The organism is Bradyrhizobium sp. USDA 3240, assembly GCF_054063295.1.
Window position 1 is genome coordinate 4,343,413 of sequence record NZ_JBSSGD010000002.1, and the last position, 15,731, is coordinate 4,359,143.

The 15,731-nt window shown below is 65.4% G+C and carries 12 protein-coding genes; 7 read left to right on the forward strand and 5 right to left on the reverse strand.

The genetic code is table 11. The annotated features are described in order from the left end of the window. Position 1 precedes the first annotated feature (1 nt). Positions 2-412, reverse strand: a complete 411-nt coding sequence (locus ACVIGA_RS21200) for a hypothetical protein (protein WP_456667849.1) — start codon at positions 410-412, stop codon at positions 2-4. Between the two features lie 195 nt (positions 413-607). Between ACVIGA_RS21200 and pheS the strand changes: the two genes are divergently transcribed. The 4 genes from pheS (at position 608) to ACVIGA_RS21220 (ending at position 6,155) form a co-directional block, all read left to right on the forward strand. Continuing rightward, complete coding sequence (pheS, locus tag ACVIGA_RS21205; protein WP_456667850.1) at positions 608-1,690, forward strand: phenylalanine--tRNA ligase subunit alpha; 1,083 nt, start codon at positions 608-610, stop codon at positions 1,688-1,690. 81 nt (positions 1,691-1,771) lie between these two features. Next, complete coding sequence (gene pheT / locus ACVIGA_RS21210; RefSeq protein ID WP_456667851.1) at positions 1,772-4,180, forward strand: phenylalanine--tRNA ligase subunit beta; 2,409 nt, start codon at positions 1,772-1,774, stop codon at positions 4,178-4,180. Between the two features lie 218 nt (positions 4,181-4,398). Further along, positions 4,399-5,175, forward strand: coding sequence for a sulfite exporter TauE/SafE family protein (locus tag ACVIGA_RS21215; RefSeq protein WP_456667852.1), 777 nt, complete (start codon positions 4,399-4,401; stop codon positions 5,173-5,175). A gap of 35 nt (positions 5,176-5,210) precedes the next feature. Next, the gene (locus ACVIGA_RS21220) at positions 5,211-6,155 is read left to right on the forward strand and encodes an MBL fold metallo-hydrolase (RefSeq protein WP_456667853.1); all 945 of its coding nucleotides are present in this window, start codon (positions 5,211-5,213) and stop codon (positions 6,153-6,155) included. A gap of 111 nt (positions 6,156-6,266) precedes the next feature. Here the strand turns inward: ACVIGA_RS21220 and ACVIGA_RS21225 are convergent, their stop codons facing one another. Further along, complete coding sequence (locus ACVIGA_RS21225; RefSeq protein ID WP_456667854.1) at positions 6,267-7,670, reverse strand: flavin monoamine oxidase family protein; 1,404 nt, start codon at positions 7,668-7,670, stop codon at positions 6,267-6,269. 198 nt (positions 7,671-7,868) lie between these two features. Between ACVIGA_RS21225 and ACVIGA_RS21230 the strand changes: the two genes are divergently transcribed. Continuing rightward, positions 7,869-8,750 (forward strand): YiiX/YebB-like N1pC/P60 family cysteine hydrolase, encoded by an 882-nt coding sequence (locus ACVIGA_RS21230; RefSeq protein ID WP_456667855.1) that lies wholly within the window; start codon positions 7,869-7,871, stop codon positions 8,748-8,750. Between the two features lie 128 nt (positions 8,751-8,878). Then, positions 8,879-10,528: a glycosyltransferase family 39 protein gene (locus ACVIGA_RS21235; RefSeq protein ID WP_456667856.1), complete on the forward strand. Its 1,650-nt coding sequence runs from the start codon at positions 8,879-8,881 to the stop codon at positions 10,526-10,528. Here ACVIGA_RS21235 and ACVIGA_RS21240 read toward each other — a convergent pair whose 3' ends face one another. Continuing rightward, the gene (locus ACVIGA_RS21240; RefSeq protein ID WP_456667857.1) at positions 10,529-12,730 is read right to left on the reverse strand and encodes a TonB-dependent receptor; all 2,202 of its coding nucleotides are present in this window, start codon (positions 12,728-12,730) and stop codon (positions 10,529-10,531) included. Positions 12,731-12,877: 147 nt separating this feature from the next. On the opposite strand from ACVIGA_RS21240, the gene nikR reads away from it, so the two are divergent. Then, positions 12,878-13,321, forward strand: coding sequence for a nickel-responsive transcriptional regulator NikR (gene nikR / locus ACVIGA_RS21245; RefSeq protein WP_456667858.1), 444 nt, complete (start codon positions 12,878-12,880; stop codon positions 13,319-13,321). Positions 13,322-13,530: 209 nt separating this feature from the next. Here the strand turns inward: nikR and ACVIGA_RS21250 are convergent, their stop codons facing one another. Further along, positions 13,531-14,478, reverse strand: a complete 948-nt coding sequence (locus ACVIGA_RS21250) for a hydroxymethylglutaryl-CoA lyase (protein WP_456667859.1) — start codon at positions 14,476-14,478, stop codon at positions 13,531-13,533. Between the two features lie 7 nt (positions 14,479-14,485). Further along, the gene (locus tag ACVIGA_RS21255; protein ID WP_456667860.1) at positions 14,486-15,655 is read right to left on the reverse strand and encodes a CaiB/BaiF CoA transferase family protein; all 1,170 of its coding nucleotides are present in this window, start codon (positions 15,653-15,655) and stop codon (positions 14,486-14,488) included. Between the last annotated feature and the right edge of the window lie 76 nt (positions 15,656-15,731).

The following is a 15,731-nucleotide window of genomic DNA, read 5'->3' on the forward strand; positions in this document are numbered from 1 at the left end:
CTTAGCGGGCTCTGGAGCCCGCTTTCAGCGCCTTCTGCGAATAGCGCTGGGCGACCTGCGCCCGGCAGAACGCCGTAAACGAGATGTACATGGTGCCGGATTCGTTCCGGTACTTGCGGTCGCAGACCTGCATCTCGTGCGGGTACGCCCGCTTCGGCGCGCCTATGAGGCCGGACAGGAAGTCCGCCTCGCATTTCTTCTCGACCACGGCACCGAACTGGACGTCGCCGCTGGCGCCGTATTCGCACGCCTCGAAGATCTTCATCGCGCGGTTGCAGTTCGGCGCCTTCTCCAGCACCGCGATGATGTCGTCCATCTGGGTCGATTTGGCGGGACATTCCTCGATCGCGGCTTGCGCCGTGGCGAGCGTGAACAGGACCGCCGGCACGGCCAGGCAAGATCGCAGCAACATCGCGTGGGTCTCCTTGAACTCCCCTTGGGTAGCCCGACCTCCGCGCGGGGTTCAATGCCGCCGGCCACAAGCCCGAAATGACCGGCTTTTTGCTTGACGTTACGGCCTTCGGGCGGCGACAACCCAGCCGAATTTTGGCGCATGGTTCGGAAGCCGGCTCTTCCCGCCGGATCATGCTCAGCGCAGGAATTGACCGTGTCCGACCTCGCAACGCTCGAAACATCCATCCTCGACCAGATCGCCTCGGCCGCTGACGAGGCCGCCCTCGAGGCGGTGCGCGTCTCGGCGCTCGGCAAGAAGGGCTCGATCTCGGCCTTGCTCGCCACCCTCGGCAAGATGTCGCCGGAGGAGCGCAAGACCGAAGGCGCGAAGATCAACCTCGCCAAGGACGCGGTGACGCAGGCGCTCGCGGCCAAGCGCGACGTGCTGAAAGCGGCCGCGCTCGATGCGCGGCTCGCCGCCGAGACCATCGACGTCACGCTGCCGCTGCGCGAAGCGCCGGCGGAGACCGGCCGTATCCATCCGCTGAGCCAGGTGTTCGATGAGGTCAACACCATCTTCGCCGACATGGGATTTGCGATCGCCGAAGGTCCCGACATCGAGACCGACGATTACAATTTCACCAGGCTGAATTTCCCGATCGGCCATCCCGCTCGCGAGATGCACGACACCTTCTTCTTCAATCCGAAGCAGGACGGCTCGCGCATGCTGTTGCGCACCCACACCTCGCCGGTGCAGGTGCGCACCATGCTGAGCCAGAAGCCGCCGATCCGCATCATCTGCCCGGGCCGTACCTATCGCATCGACTCGGATGCGACGCATACACCGCAATTCCACCAGGTCGAAGGCCTCGTGATCGACAAGGGCTCGCATCTCGGGCACCTGAAATGGATCCTGCACGAGTTCTGCAAGGCGTTCTTCGAGGTCGATCACATCAACATGCGGTTCCGGCCGTCGTTCTTCCCGTTCACCGAGCCGTCGCTCGAGGTCGACATCCAGTGCCGCCGCGACAAGGGCGAGATTCGCTTCGGCGAGGGCGAGGACTGGATGGAGATTCTCGGCTGCGGCATGGTGCACCCGAACGTGCTGCGCGCCTGCGGCATCGATCCCGACGTCTACCAGGGCTTTGCCTGGGGCATGGGCCTCGACCGCATCACGATGCTGAAATACGGCATCGCCGATCTGCGCCAGCTGTTCGAGAACGACATCCGCTGGCTCAACCACTACGGCTTCAAGCCGCTCGACATCCCGACGATCGCGGGCGGGCTCAGCACGTGATGTCCGCGCGTGAGCGCGACATTGCGAGACGAGCGACCAAGATAATCTAGTCAACACCAACAAGAACCGAGGCATGCAGCCGTGAAGTTCACCCTCTCCTGGCTGAAGGAACATCTCGAGACCGACGAGCCGCTCGACAAGCTCGCGGACAAGCTCACCATGATCGGGCTTGAGGTCGAGAACATCGAGGACAAGGCGAAGGCGCTCGCGCCGTTCACCATCGCGCGCGTGATCTCGGCCGAGCAGCATCCGAATGCCGACCGGCTGCGCGTCTGCATGGTCGACACCGGCGACGGCGGTGCGCCGGTGCAGGTGGTGTGTGGTGCGCCAAATGCGCGGGCGGGGCTGATCAGCGTGTTCTCACCGCCCGGCACCTACGTTCCGGGCAAGGACATCACGCTCGGCGTCGGTACCATCCGCGGCGTCGAGAGCCGCGGCATGCTCTGCTCGGCCGCCGAACTGCAGATCTCCGAGGACCACGACGGCATTATGGAGCTGCCGGCGGATGCGCCGCTCGGCAAGGGCTATGCCGAATGGGCTGCGCTCGGCGATCCCGTCATCGAGATCAATTTGACGCCGAACCGGCAGGACTGCACCGGCGTACACGGCATCGCGCGCGATCTGTCTGCCGCCGACATGGGCAAGTTCAAGGACCCGGGCATCAAGCAAATCAAGGGCGAATTCCCCTGCCCGGTTCAGGTCAAGGTGGAGGACGCCGCGCTGTGTCCGGGCTTCGCGCTGCGGCTGGTGCGCGGCGTGAAGAACGGTCCGTCGCCGGAATGGCTGCAGAAGCGGCTGACCTCGATCGGCCTGCGCCCGATCAACGCGCTGGTCGACATCACCAACTTCATGACCTACGACCGCGCGCGTCCGCTGCACGTGTTCGACGCGAAGAAGGTGCAGGGCAACCTCACCGTCCGCCGCGCGAAAGATGGCGAGACGTTGCTTGCGCTCGACGGCCGCACCTACACGCTCGACGGCAATGTCTGCGTGATCGCCGATGAGCACGGCGTCGAATCGCTCGCCGGCATCATGGGCGGCGAGGCCTCGGGCTGCGACGACAACACGACCGACGTGCTGATCGAATCGGCGCTCTGGAACGAGATCAACATCGCGCAGACCGGCCGCAAACTCGGCATCAATTCGGACGCGCGCTACCGCTTCGAGCGCGGCGTCGATCCGGCCTTCATGGTGCCCGGGCTCGAGCTCGCGACCAGACTGGTGCTGGAGCTGTGCGGCGGCACGCCGTCCGAGAACGTCGTGGTCGGTAAGCAGTTCGGCGAGGATCGCGTCATCGACTTCCCGCTCAGCGAGGTCAAGCGCCTTGCCGGCATCGAGGTGCCGCTGGTCGAGGTGAAGCTGATCCTCACCCGGCTCGGCTTCATGCTGGCCGGCAACGGCCCCGTGGTGAAGGTCGCAGTCCCGTCCTGGCGCACCGACGTGCAGGGCAAGGCCGACATCGTCGAGGAAATCGTGCGCATCGTCGGCGTCGACAAGGTGCCGATGACGCCGTTCGATCGTGGCGAGGAGCCGCGCAAGCCGGTGCTGACTCCGATGCAGCAGCGCACCCGCCGCGCCAAGCGCGCGCTGGGCGTCCGCGGCATGGTGGAGGCCGTGACCTGGTCGTTCATCACCAATGACGCGGCAAAACTGTTCGGCGGCGGCCAGAGCGAGCTCGTGCTCGCCAACCCGATCGCAGCCGATCTCTCCGACATGCGGCCGAGCCTGCTGCCCGGCCTCGTCGCGGCGGCACAGACCAACATCAATCGCGGCACTCCCGATGTCGCGCTGTTCGAGGTCGGCCAGGTGTTCCGCGGCGATAGACCCGAGGATCAGCTCGTGGCCGCCTCCGGCGTGCGCCACGGCTACGCCTCGTCGAAGGGGATTGGGCGGCACTGGACCGGCGCGACGACGGCGGATGCAATGGATGCCAAGGCCGATGCCTTCGCCGTGCTGGCAGCCGCCGGCGCGCCGATGCAGGCGCTGCAGATCGTCCCAGGCGGTCCCGCCTGGCTGCATCCGGGACGTTCCGGCACCATCCAGATCGGCCCACAGAACGTGCTCGGATATTTCGGCGAACTGCATCCCCGCGTGGCCGAGGCGCTCGGCGCCGACGGTCCGATGATCGTGTTCGAGGTGATCCTCGAGCGCATCCCGCAAGGCAAGCAGAGGGCGACCCGCGCCAAGCCGGTGCTGGAGCTCTCCGCATTCCAGCCGGTGTCGCGCGACTTCGCCTTCATCGTCGACCGCAGCGTCAAGGCCGGCGACATCGTCCGCGCGGCGCAGAATGTCGACAAGAAGCTGATCACCGACGTGACCGTGTTCGACGTCTACGAAGGCAAGGGCATCGATCCCGACAAGAAGTCGATCGCGATCGCGGTGACGATCCAGCCACGCGAGAAGACGATGACCGACCAGGAGATCGACGCCGTCGCCGCCAAGGTCGTCGCCGAGGTGACGAAGAAGACCGGTGGCACGCTGCGGGCGTGATCGGGCCGCGGTGGTGGTGGAAGCACGCGCAGCCCCACCACCGTCACCCTGAGGAGGCCGCGTAGCGGCCGTCTCGAAGGGTCGACGGCCCGACCGTGGCCGATTCATCCTTCGAGGCTCGCTCCGCTCGCACCTCAGGATGACGGGGCGGAATTGGGCGGCTTGTATCATGACATGAATTCGTTCGCCGGCTAGCAAGTTGAAACGAATCCCCTCCCATGACCTCCTTCACCCTCCTCCCCTCCGACATCTCGACCAGCATCGCACTCGCGATCTGCGCGATTGCCTTTGTGTCGGGCACGGCGCGCGGCTTCTCGGGCTTCGGCTCGGCGCTGATCTTCATGCCGCTAGCGAGCAGCGTGGCGGCGCCTCGGCTGGTGGCGGCGCTGCTGCTCATCATCGACTTCATTGCCGCGACGCCGCTGCTGCCGAACGCCTGGACCCATGCCGACCGCAAGGCGACCGCGGTGATGGTCGCCGGCGCGTTGGTCGGTGTTCCCGTCGGCACCTATTTCCTGACCGTGCTCGAGCCGGTGACGACGCGCTGGATCATCTCCTGCTTCGTCGCGGCGCTGCTCGTGCTGCTGCTGTCGGGCTGGCGCTATCACGGCAAGGATCATGCCGCGCTCTCGATCGGCGTCGGCGGCCTCTCCGGCTTCTGCAGCGGCCTCGCGCAGACCGGCGGCCCGCCGATCGTCGCCTACTGGCTCGGACGCCCGATCTCGTCGGTGATCTCACGCGCCAACATCGTGCTGTTCTTCGGCGCCTCGGATTTCTTCTCGCTGGTCAGCTACTGGTTCACCGGATTGATCACGATCGAATCGGTCAAGTTCTCGCTGATCGTCGGCCCGATCTACGGCATCGGCGTCTGGTTCGGCGCCTCGCTGTTCGGTAAGGCAAGCGAGCAGGTGTTCCGCGCGATCTGCTACGCGCTGATTGCAGCGGCCGTCATCGTCGGCCTGCCGGCGCTTGATGGCATTTTGCGTGGCGGGTAGGGTCGCGTTCAGAATAAGACCGAGGGAGGAACACCATGATCGATCGCCGCACGACATTGAAACTGGCGCTCGGCAGCGCTGCGCTGCTCGCAGCGCCGACGGTGCGCGCGCAGGGCACAAAGCCGCGCACCCGGATCGTGTTCCTCGGCACCAAGGGCGGCCCACGGGTCGGCAATGGCGCCTCCAACCCCGCCAATCTCGTCGTCGTCAACGACACGCCGTTCGTGATCGATTGCGGCATGGGCGTCAGCCGGCAGCTGGTCAACGCCGGCGTGCCGATCCCGTCCGTGAAATACATCCTCATCAGCCACCACCATTCCGATCACAATCTGGAATACGGCAATCTGTTCTATAACGCCTGGGCGGCCGGGCTCTCGACGCCGATCCATTCGTTCGGCCCCAAGGGCATCGAGGCTATGACCAAGGACTATTGGGAGCTGAACAAGTTCGACGTCGAGACCCGGATCGCGGATGAAGGCCGGCCCGACCCGCGCAAGCTGCTGGTCGCCAAGGACATCACCGACGATGGCGTGGTGCTGAAGACGCCTGATGTCACCGTCACCGCGTTCCGCACGCCGCATCCGCCGATCACAGACAATTTCGCCTACAAGTTCGAGACCCCGGACGGCACGATCGTGTTCTCCAGCGATACGGCCTACAATCCGAAGCTCGCCGAGTTCGCCAGGGGCGCCGACGTGCTGGTGCACGAATGCCTGTACACTCCGGCGGTCGATCGCCTGGTGGCGAAGACCAAGAACGGTGCGACGTTGAAGAAGCATCTGCTCGACAGCCACACCTCGACCGAAGACGTCGGCCGCATCGCAGCCGCCGCCGGCGTGAAGACACTTGTGCTGAGCCATTTCGTCCCCGGCGACGACCCTGATGTCACCGACGACGATTGGACCAGAGACGTGAAGACGAATTTCAAGGGCCGCATCGTGGTGGCGAAGGATCTGATGGAGCTGAAGCTGCCGGTGTGAGGGGGCACGCTGGGGCCACAGCTCACTCCTACGACACAACCCTGTGGTTATGCGTCCCGGCTTTCGCCGGGACGACAGCTGTTATGCAGCAGCTCGCTACCTAACCAACCATCAATTCATCGGCTCGGCGGAGCTTGCCCGCGAGCGGCGCTTGTGTTTTGCGGCGGGCTCCGGTGTCGCATCCTTCACTCCGCCGATCCTGCGCAGCGCGGCATCGGCGGCGCGCTCGCCGCTCTCCCAGGCGCCATCGACCGTGCCCCACAGCGTCTCATGCGTGGCCTCGCCCGCGAGATACATCGCGCCGATCGGCTCGGACAGGATCCTGCGGGAAAATTGCGCGCCGGGTACTGCGGCCGACATCGCGCCGAGGATGAAGGGCTGCGCATTCCAGCGTGTCGCGCTGGTCTTCTTCACGGCGGCGCCGATCTCGCTGCCGTAGAGCTTGGTCAGCCATTCCACCGCGAAAGCAGTCATCGCCCTCTCGCCCTGCGCGGACAGGTCGCGGCCGAACGAGCCCGCGACGTCGATCGTGCACAACGAGGAGCCCGCGATATTGCCGTACAGCAGCGCCGTCTTGGTCGAATTGCTCTGCTCGATAATGACGTCGTCGCGCGACAGCCCGAGCGGATTGCCGGGGATCTGCAATGCGATCCGGTCGTAGCTGCCGAGGCCGAGCTTGGCGGCGGCGTCGAGCGTGCGTTTCGGGATCTCCGGCGCAAACTTGATATTGCCGCTCGCGAGCACGTTGCTCGACACCGTGACGATGGCGGCGCGCGCGGTGATCTTGCCGGAGGACGTCTCGACCACCACGTCGCGATTGCTCCACAGGATGCGCTGCGCCGGCGTCGACAGCGCCAGCGGAAGCCCGTCGCCGAGTTTTGCGATCAGCGCGCCGAGCCCCTGCCGGCAGGCGATCGCGGTGTTGCGATCCTGCGCGCGTACCTTGTCGACGGCCGAAAGGTCCTTCAGATCCCTGCCGCTGAAATTGGCGCCGAGCAGAAATTCCGCGGTGCCGGCCCAATCGCCGAGATCCTTCGGCATTGCCGCGGCGCAGGCGATATCGGCCTTGCGCGAGGCGTCGTCGATGGCGCGACTGGCGCGCACCAGCGCCGCCAGAAACTCCTCAGTCTCGCCGGGGCGGGCGTAGCGGCGGCCGATGCGAATCTTCTGGCCGGCGGGCGCGGTGACGATGTCGAGACCCGCAGAGCGCGCCAGCCGGATCATCGGATTGGTTTCGGGATTGTGCATCCAGCGCGCGCCGCGGTCGAACGGCACGTCGAAGGTCGATGCATCGGTCTGGCAGCGCCCGCCGACCTGGCCGGACGCCTCCACCACGATCACCTTGCGGTTCGCGGCGGCGATCCGTCGCGCCGCGGCAATGCCCGCGGCACCCGCACCGATCACGACGATGTCGGCCTCGCGCGGCAGCGGCGCAGCGACAGCCCGGCCGCCCAGCACGGGCGCCAGCGCGAGAGCTGCGGACGCCGACAGGAAATCGCGGCGGGTCACTGTCATGACTTAGCTTCTGGCATGGTTTCCGGGGACTTGCGGAGAATGGGAACGCTTCGCGAACTGTGCCGCATCTCACCGACCGCAGCAACCATCATGGTAAATCAATCATGATTGATCCGCCGATGGCATGAACTAAATTGCAACGGCTTGCGACCATGATTAAGTGAAGAGAAGCGGTCGTAGAACCGCTGGGGGGAATCCATGGGCGTAATGCTCGATACCGTCGGTAAATGGATCGCGGGGTACCTGTCGAAGGAAGTGCCCGGCTACGAGCCGTTCACGCCGAGCGACCCGGACCATCTGCGGAGCATCATGCAGCCCGGCGATGTGCTGCTGGTCGAAGGCAACAACCGGATTTCCGGCATCATCAAATACCTCACGCAATCGACCTGGTCGCATGCGGCGCTGTTCGTCGGACCGATCGACGGCGCGTTCGAGCCTGACGGCGAACAGCATGTGCTGATCGAGGCCAATATCGGCGAAGGCGTGACATCGGCGCCGCTGTCGAAATACCTGTCCTATCACACGCGTCTCTGCCGCCCGGTCGGCCTGTCGTTCGAGGACCGCAACACGGTGTGCCGCTACGCCATCAACCGCATCGGCTTCGGCTACGACACCAAGAACATCGTCGATCTCGCGCGTTTCCTGTTTCCGCTGCCGATCCCGCAGCGCTGGCGTCGCCGCATGATCGCGTTCGGCTCCGGCGATCCGACCAAGATCATCTGCTCGGCGCTGATCGCGCAGGCATTCGACGCCGTGCGCTATCCGATCCTGCCCAAGATCACGCGTGCCGCCAGCCGCAAGGCGCGCCGCGAGATCTTGCACATTCGCGACTCCTCGCTCTACATGCCGCGCGACTTCGACATCTCGCCCTATTTCGAAGTCATCAAACCCACCATCGTGCACGGTTTCGACTACACGGCCCTGCACTGGGCCGACAAGCAGAAGCCGCTCCAGGAGGTAGCCGGCGAATTCAGTGTGTTTCCAGAACATAAGTCGCCGCCGCTTGTTCCTGAAGCGACTGACCAAGAGGCGGCGCTTCCGACTGCGGAAGTGACCGCGGCAGAGACCGCACCGGTGTGATAGCCGCAGGCGTCAGGCTCGAAATATCGAGCGCTGGCCGCCTCGACCCCGATCTGGAATCGGTCTCGTCATCCGGCTTTGCCGTTGAGTTCTCGTGCTCGCATCACTAGGGTGCGCGCGCTTCAAGCATGCTTTCATTCGGTAGTTTTACGGTGCTTTCGTTCATCAGTTTCTCGGCGACGGCTGCCGCGTCGGAGAAGGATCCGGCGCGCTGGCGCCGTCCATTGATCAAATGGCTGGAGGGAATCGAGACCGGGTGGTCGATCCCGATTCTGCTCATCCTCTTCGTCGCGATCTGGACCTCGTATCTCGTCATCGCCTATCTCGGCGCCGGCCTGCATCCGGACGTGATCGAGACCTGGACGCTCGGCCGGCACCTCGCGTGGGGATACCCCAAGCATCCGCCGTTGATGGGCTGGATCACGCGGGGATGGACCGCGGTTTTTCCCCTGACCGACTGGTCGCTGCAGCTGATGGCTATGGTCAACGCAGCGGTGGCGCTATGGGCGGTCGACCTGATCGCCCGCCGCTTCGTCCGTGGCGAGAAGCGGGCGATCGTGCTGCTGCTGTTGATGCTGCTGCCGGTCTATCAATTCCATGCCCAGCGCTTCAATGCGAACACGGTGCTGCTGGCGGTCTGGCCGCTGGCAACCTACTGCTTCCTGCGCGCGTTCGAGGCGTCGAGGCAGCTCGGCTGGGCGATCGCAGCGGGCGCGGCCTGCGCACTGGCGATGCTCGGCAAGTATTATTCGATCTTCCTGGTCGCAAGCTTCGTGTTTGCTTCCGTGCTGCATCCGGATCGCCGCCGCTATCTGCTGTCGGCCTCGCCCTGGATCTCGGCGCTGGCAGGCATGCTCGTGCTTGGCCCGCATCTGCACTGGCTCGCGACGACGGGAGCAACGCCGTTCGACTATGCGCTCGCGCATGCCGGCGCCGATCATGTCGCCGCGCTGTGGGAAGTCTCCTACTTCATCATGGGCCTGATCGCGGCGCTCGCGATCCCGGCGGTGACCTGGGTGTTCATTGCCGGGCCGCGGCTGGCGCAGCTACCGGCCGATTTCCGCGCGATGAACCCAGGGCTCCGCCTGCTGCTGCTGGTCGCAATCGGGACCATCCTGTTTCCGGTGATCGTCTCGCTCGCGATCGGCACCGACCTGCCCTCGCTCTGGGCGGTGCAAGGTCTCTTCCTGTTCGTGGTTCTGATCGTGTGCGCAACGAGCTATCCGATCGAGCGCTTCTACGCGGTCAACCTCACCGTCATGGTGGCGAGTATCGCCGTTCTCGCAGTCGTCGTCGGCGCGCCGATCCACGCCCTCTATCGCAGTGCTTACGGCTATGAGGAAGGCCGTGATTTCTATCATGCAGCCGCAACCGAGCTCACTGCGCGATGGCGCGACGCGGCGGGGACGCCGCTCGCCGCCGTCAGCGGCGACGATGCGCTTGCCTTCGCTGCCGCCTTCTACAGCCCGGATCATCCGCGCTATGCCCGGCCGTTCGCCTATCAGTACACCTGGGGATTGCCGCGCAAGACCACGCTCGATCGCGGCTGGGCCGCGTTGTGCTTCGCCGACCAGCCGGATTGCCTGAGCTGGATGGGTCGCACGACGTTGCGCGCGACCGACGTCTTTCGCTCCGAGTTCGACGCTCAGGCGACACTGCTGGGCAGGCCCGGCCGGACACGGCGGGTCGTGATGCTGATCGTACCGCCTTATCGCGAGACACCCCCTGCGCAGCCCGAAGTCGAGGACTTCAGCTCGATCCGCCGCGCGCGCGACTGATCAGAACGTCGCCGCCAGCGTCAGCCGCACGGCAAGCGGCTCGGCGGGATGCACATGGCGGTCCGCGACGCCGTCGATCGGTTCGCCCGGCAACCGCGACAGATAGTAGTATTCGATCTGGTTGGTTTGCGCGTTGAAGAGATTGAGGACGTCGAGCTGCAGCCGCATGCCGTTGTCGAATTTGTAGCCGGCGCGGGCGTTGACGATGAACGACGACAGTGAACGGACGCTGTCGTCCTCGATCAGCGGGCGCGGGCCGAAATAACGGGCGCGCAGGCTGCCGAACCAGCCGGTGTCGCGACCGAAGGTGACGCCGCCGCTGGCGACCCAGGCCGGGGCGCCCGGGATGAAGTTGCCGACCGGATCGTAATCGGTGAAGCGGGCGCCGGTATAGGCGATATCGAAATCGAGGCTCATCCACGGCAGCACTTTGTACTGGTTGGTCCACTCGACGCCGACACGCCGGCTCGGCCGGCTCGGCTCGGTGGTGCCGGCGTCGCCGACGAACAGCAGTTCGGAATCGAAGTCGAGCACGAACACCGCGAGCGATGAGGTCAGCCCGTCGATCGCGTTGGTGCGGATGCCGAGCTCGGCACCCTTCGAGCACACCAAGAGCGGGACGCGTTCGAGCGGCGTCACCTTGTCGTTGGGATCGACGGTGATGGTCGCGCCGCGGATATCGTTGGAATGCAGGCCGAAGCCGGCATTGCCGTAGAACTCGGTCTTGAACCAGGGGCCGAGCACGATGCCGGCCTTCGGGCTCGTCATCGCCGCCTGCGCGTTGCCGGAATTCTGCGGTGTGTCGCTCAGCACGTGGCCGGCAAAATAGTCCTCGCGGATGCCGACCGTGGTGCGCAACCAGTCGGTCCAGCGCGCGGTGCTATCGGCCCACAGCGCGACGCTGCCTTCCTGCACCTGATCATTGCGCACCGTGGACAGAATCTCGCGCTGTGCGGTCTTGAACAGGCCGACATTGATGTCGTCGTAGCGGGTCTGCACGCCGATCCGGGTCTGGGTATCGATACCGGCGATGCGGATATCGGCGGCGTGGCTGGCGTCAAGGCCATAGACGGTGCGCCTGTCGGTCTGGCTGAACTGGTCGCCGTTGACGGGGTCGTCGAGAAAATAGGTGAAGTCGTTGTAGAGCTGCAGCGACGAGCGGATCACATAGGCATTCAGCTTGGTCTGCCCGTAGTCGCTGGACTGCGCCCAATTGCCCGACAGGCTGAAGCGGCTCGAGGTGCCGCTGTCGGTCGGATCGAGCGAACCATAACGGCCGATCAGCCCCTGATCGATCGCGCGCTGCGCGACCTGGTCGGTCGAATTCCAGCCGTTCGAATAAGCCATCGCGGTCAGCGAGAAGCCATCGGTCGCGGTGCCCTGGCCGTAGCGCAGCACGCCGTTCAGCTTGCGGATGTCGTCGGGCACGTCCCACGGGCCGTTGTACTTGTTGGCCTCGAAGGCTGCGAGCAGCGTGCCGTCGCCGACCTTGGTCGAACCCGCCGCCATCGCGCGCTGATAGCCGAAGCTGCCGGCGGCCAGCTCCACGATATTCTTGGATAGCCGATCGAGGTAGTTGATGTCGACAGCGCCGGCGGACGCGAAGTCGCCCTTGTCGGCGTAGTAGGGACCCTTGCGGATATCCATCGACTGGATCAGCTCCGGGATCAGGAAATTGATGTCGGCATAGCCCTGGCCGTGACCATGGGTCGGCATGTTGACCGGCATGCCGTCAACGGTGATGGCGAGATCGGTGCCGTGGTCGAGATTGAAGCCGCGCAGAAAATACTGGTTGGCTTTGCCCTCGCCGGAATGCTGGGTGACGATCAGGCCCGGCACCGCCTCCAGGACTTCACCAACGCGCGAGACCGGCCGCGCGTTGACCTCGTCGCCGCTGATCTGGCGCTCGCTGGCCGCGGTCGGTTGCAGGTTGGAAGACACCGTTGCAGAGCCGCCGGTGATTCCGTCGCTTGCGGAACCGGGCTGGCTCGGCTGCGGTACGGCGGGCTTGCGACCGCTGACGGCATCATGGCGTGGATGCTGGGACGGTTTGGCGCGCTTCGGCGGCGCCCGATCGGGCGAGGTCACCGTCACCGGCGGCAGTTGCCTAGGCGCGGTTGTGATGGTCTGCGCTTCGGCGACCGGCGCGAAGGCTGCAATGGATGCGGCGGCGGGAAATATCCGCCAAGCAGTACGACGCAACGCCCATGCCCCCGCATGATCCTGTTACAGTCACGCGACGACCGCACCAGCTTAAACCAATCCCGGCGAAACGACGCTAGCAAGCACGGTATGACGTTTCAAGAATAATGTCATACCGCCAGGCAATCGAGCCAACACGGATAGTCCATGCAACGCATCACCATCACCATCCAGGATGATCTGCTCGCGGAGATCGACGCCGCCGCCGAAGCGCGCGGCTATCAGAACCGCTCCGAGATCATCCGCGATCTCGTGCGCGCCGGCCTGCAACAGAGCGCAGAGGACGCGCCGTCAGGGCAATGCGTCGCGGCACTGGTCTATGTCTATGATCACGCCGCGCGCGACCTGTCGAAGCGGCTGGTGCAGAATTTCCACGGCCATCACGATTTGTCGCTGGCGACGCTGCATGTGCATCTCGATGACGACAGCTGCATGGAGGTGACGGCGCTGAAGGGCCCAAGCGGCGAGGTCCGCCATCTCGCCGATCACATCATCGCCGAGCGCGGCGTGCGTCACGGACGCGTCGTGATGATCCCGACCGCGGCGGACAAGAAGCCGCGCAAGCGCGGGCATGGGCATCGGCACGATTGAGGATACCTCGCCCCGCTTGCGGGGAGAGGTCGGATTGCATCGCCAGATGCAATCCGGGTGAGGGGTACGGGTCGTTCCCTGCAGATCGCTCGCGGAAAGAGCCCCTCACCCCAACCCTCTAAGAGCGAGCTACGCTCGTCTCGACCCCGCATCCGCCTTCGCCCGAAGGCGGGCTTCGGCGGACAAGAGAGCGGGGCGAGGGAGAGGGGCTACGCCGCCTTCGCCTTGGTGCCGCGCGGCAGGCCGGCACGGGCGAGGCCGCCATAGAGCGCTTCGCCCGGCATCTCGGCCTTCAGGATCGCGCGCACCTCGACCAGGCGGTCGAGATCGACGCCGGTCGGAAATCCCTTGCTCTCGCACAGGAAGACGAGATCCTCGAACACGACATTGCCGGTGGCGCCCGGCGCGAACGGGCAGCCGCCGAGGCCGCCGAGCGAGCCGTCGAGCACACGGGCACCTTCATCGAGCGCCGCGGAGGCGTTCGCGATACCCATGCCGCGGGTGTCGTGCAGATGGACGCAGACCGGCTTGGAGCCCGCGATCTTGACCGCGCCGCGCGTCAGTTCGCCGACCTGCTTCGGTCCGGCATAGCCGACGGTATCGGCAATCGCGACCATGTCGACGCCGACCTCGTAGAGCTTCTCGGTGAGGCGCAGCACCTCCTTCGGATCGACCGCGCCGACGATCGAGCAGCCCAGCCCCATCGAGATCGCAGCATTGACCAGCGGCTTGTGCGCGCTGGCGTCGCGCAGCTCGCAGAGGCGCTTGATGTTTGCGATCGCCGACTCGCGCGAGCGGTTGGCATTGGCCTGGCTATGCTCCTCGGTCGCCGACACCACCGAGGCGATCTCGGCGACACCGGAGGCGAGCGCTTCGTTGACGCCGCGCTCGTTCAGCGCCAGCGCGACGCCGTGCGCGCCGGGCAGCGCGGCGATGGTCGCGATGACATCGCGGACATCGACGAATTGCGGAAAAGTCCTGGCTGGCAGGAACGAGCCGACCTCGAAATGCCTGACGCCGGCGGCATATTCGTCGCGCAGCCAGCGCTGCTTCGCCGCGGTCGACGGGAATGTCTTCACGAGCTGCAGGCCGTCGCGCAGGCCAACCTCGCGCAGGCTCACCTTGTCGTTGGGATAGATATCGTGGACGCGGGTCATGTCAGCCTCACGCAGCGTTTCCGGTTGATGAAATCTTCTGTTGTGCAAGCTCGGCGCGGACCGCATCGGTATCGGCGCCAAGCGCCGGCACTTTCAGGCCTTCGCCGATGTTGCTGCCGTTCCATTCGACCGGCAGCGCCGGAACCCGGAACGGCTTGCCGTCGGCGTTGACATTGTTGACGAGCCCGCCGGGCCGCAGCACATGCGGATCCCTGAGCAGATCCTCCGGCCGGTTGATCGGCGAGAAGCAGATGTTGAGCGCGTCGAGCCTGGCCGAGAGGTCGGCCACGTTCCAGCCTTTGATCACCTCGGCGACGCGCGGAATGATCCGGTCGCGCGCCATGATGCGGTCCGTGGTCGAGCGCAGCGTCGGATCGTCGGCGAACTCCGTCAGTCCGAACTCGCGGCAGAAGCTCTGCCAATGGCCTTCGGTGACGACCCCGATGAAGATGCGGTCGCCGCCGGCGGCATCGAAGATGTCGTAGATCGGCCAGGCATGCTCGCGCTCCGGCATCGAGCGCGGCTTGCGCCCGGTCATCTCGTACTCGACCATGTGCTGGGCGACCAGGAACAGGCAGTTCTCGAACAGGCCGATGCGGATGTCGGCGCCATTCCTGTCGCCGCCCCGCTTCTGATAGAGCGCGGCGAGGATCGATATCACGCCGAACATGCCGCCCATGATGTCGTTGGCGGAAGAGCCGACGCGCTGCGGCTTGTCGCGCGTGCCGGTCATCGCCGCGAGCCCCGACATCATCTGCACGACCTCGTCGAGCGCCGGGCGATGATCGTAGGGCCCGGAGAGAAAGCCCTTGTGACCGGCGATGATCAAATGCGGATATCTCGCGCGCAGCTCCTCAGGCCCAAGCCCCTGCTTGTCGAGCTGGCCGTCACGAAAATTCTCCAGGAACACGTCGGCGCCGGCGAGCAGCCGGTGCATCGTGTCACGGTCGTCGGGCTTGGCGAAATCGAGCACGACGCTGCGCTTGCCGCGGTTGAACAGCGGAAAGAACGACACGCCCATGCCGCCGAGCGAGCGGGTCTTGTCGCCGGCGGGAGGCTCGACCTTGATCACCTCGGCGCCGAGTTGCGCCAGGATCATCCCGCAGGTCGGCCCCATCACCATGTGGGTCATCTCGACGACCCTCACGCCTTCCAGCGGCAGTCCGCTCCCGGTCATCGGTTTCTCCGTGCTCGTTGCGTTCGTTTTGACTGATGGACGCAGGTTAGGCTTCCGCACGCTATCTGAAAAATAT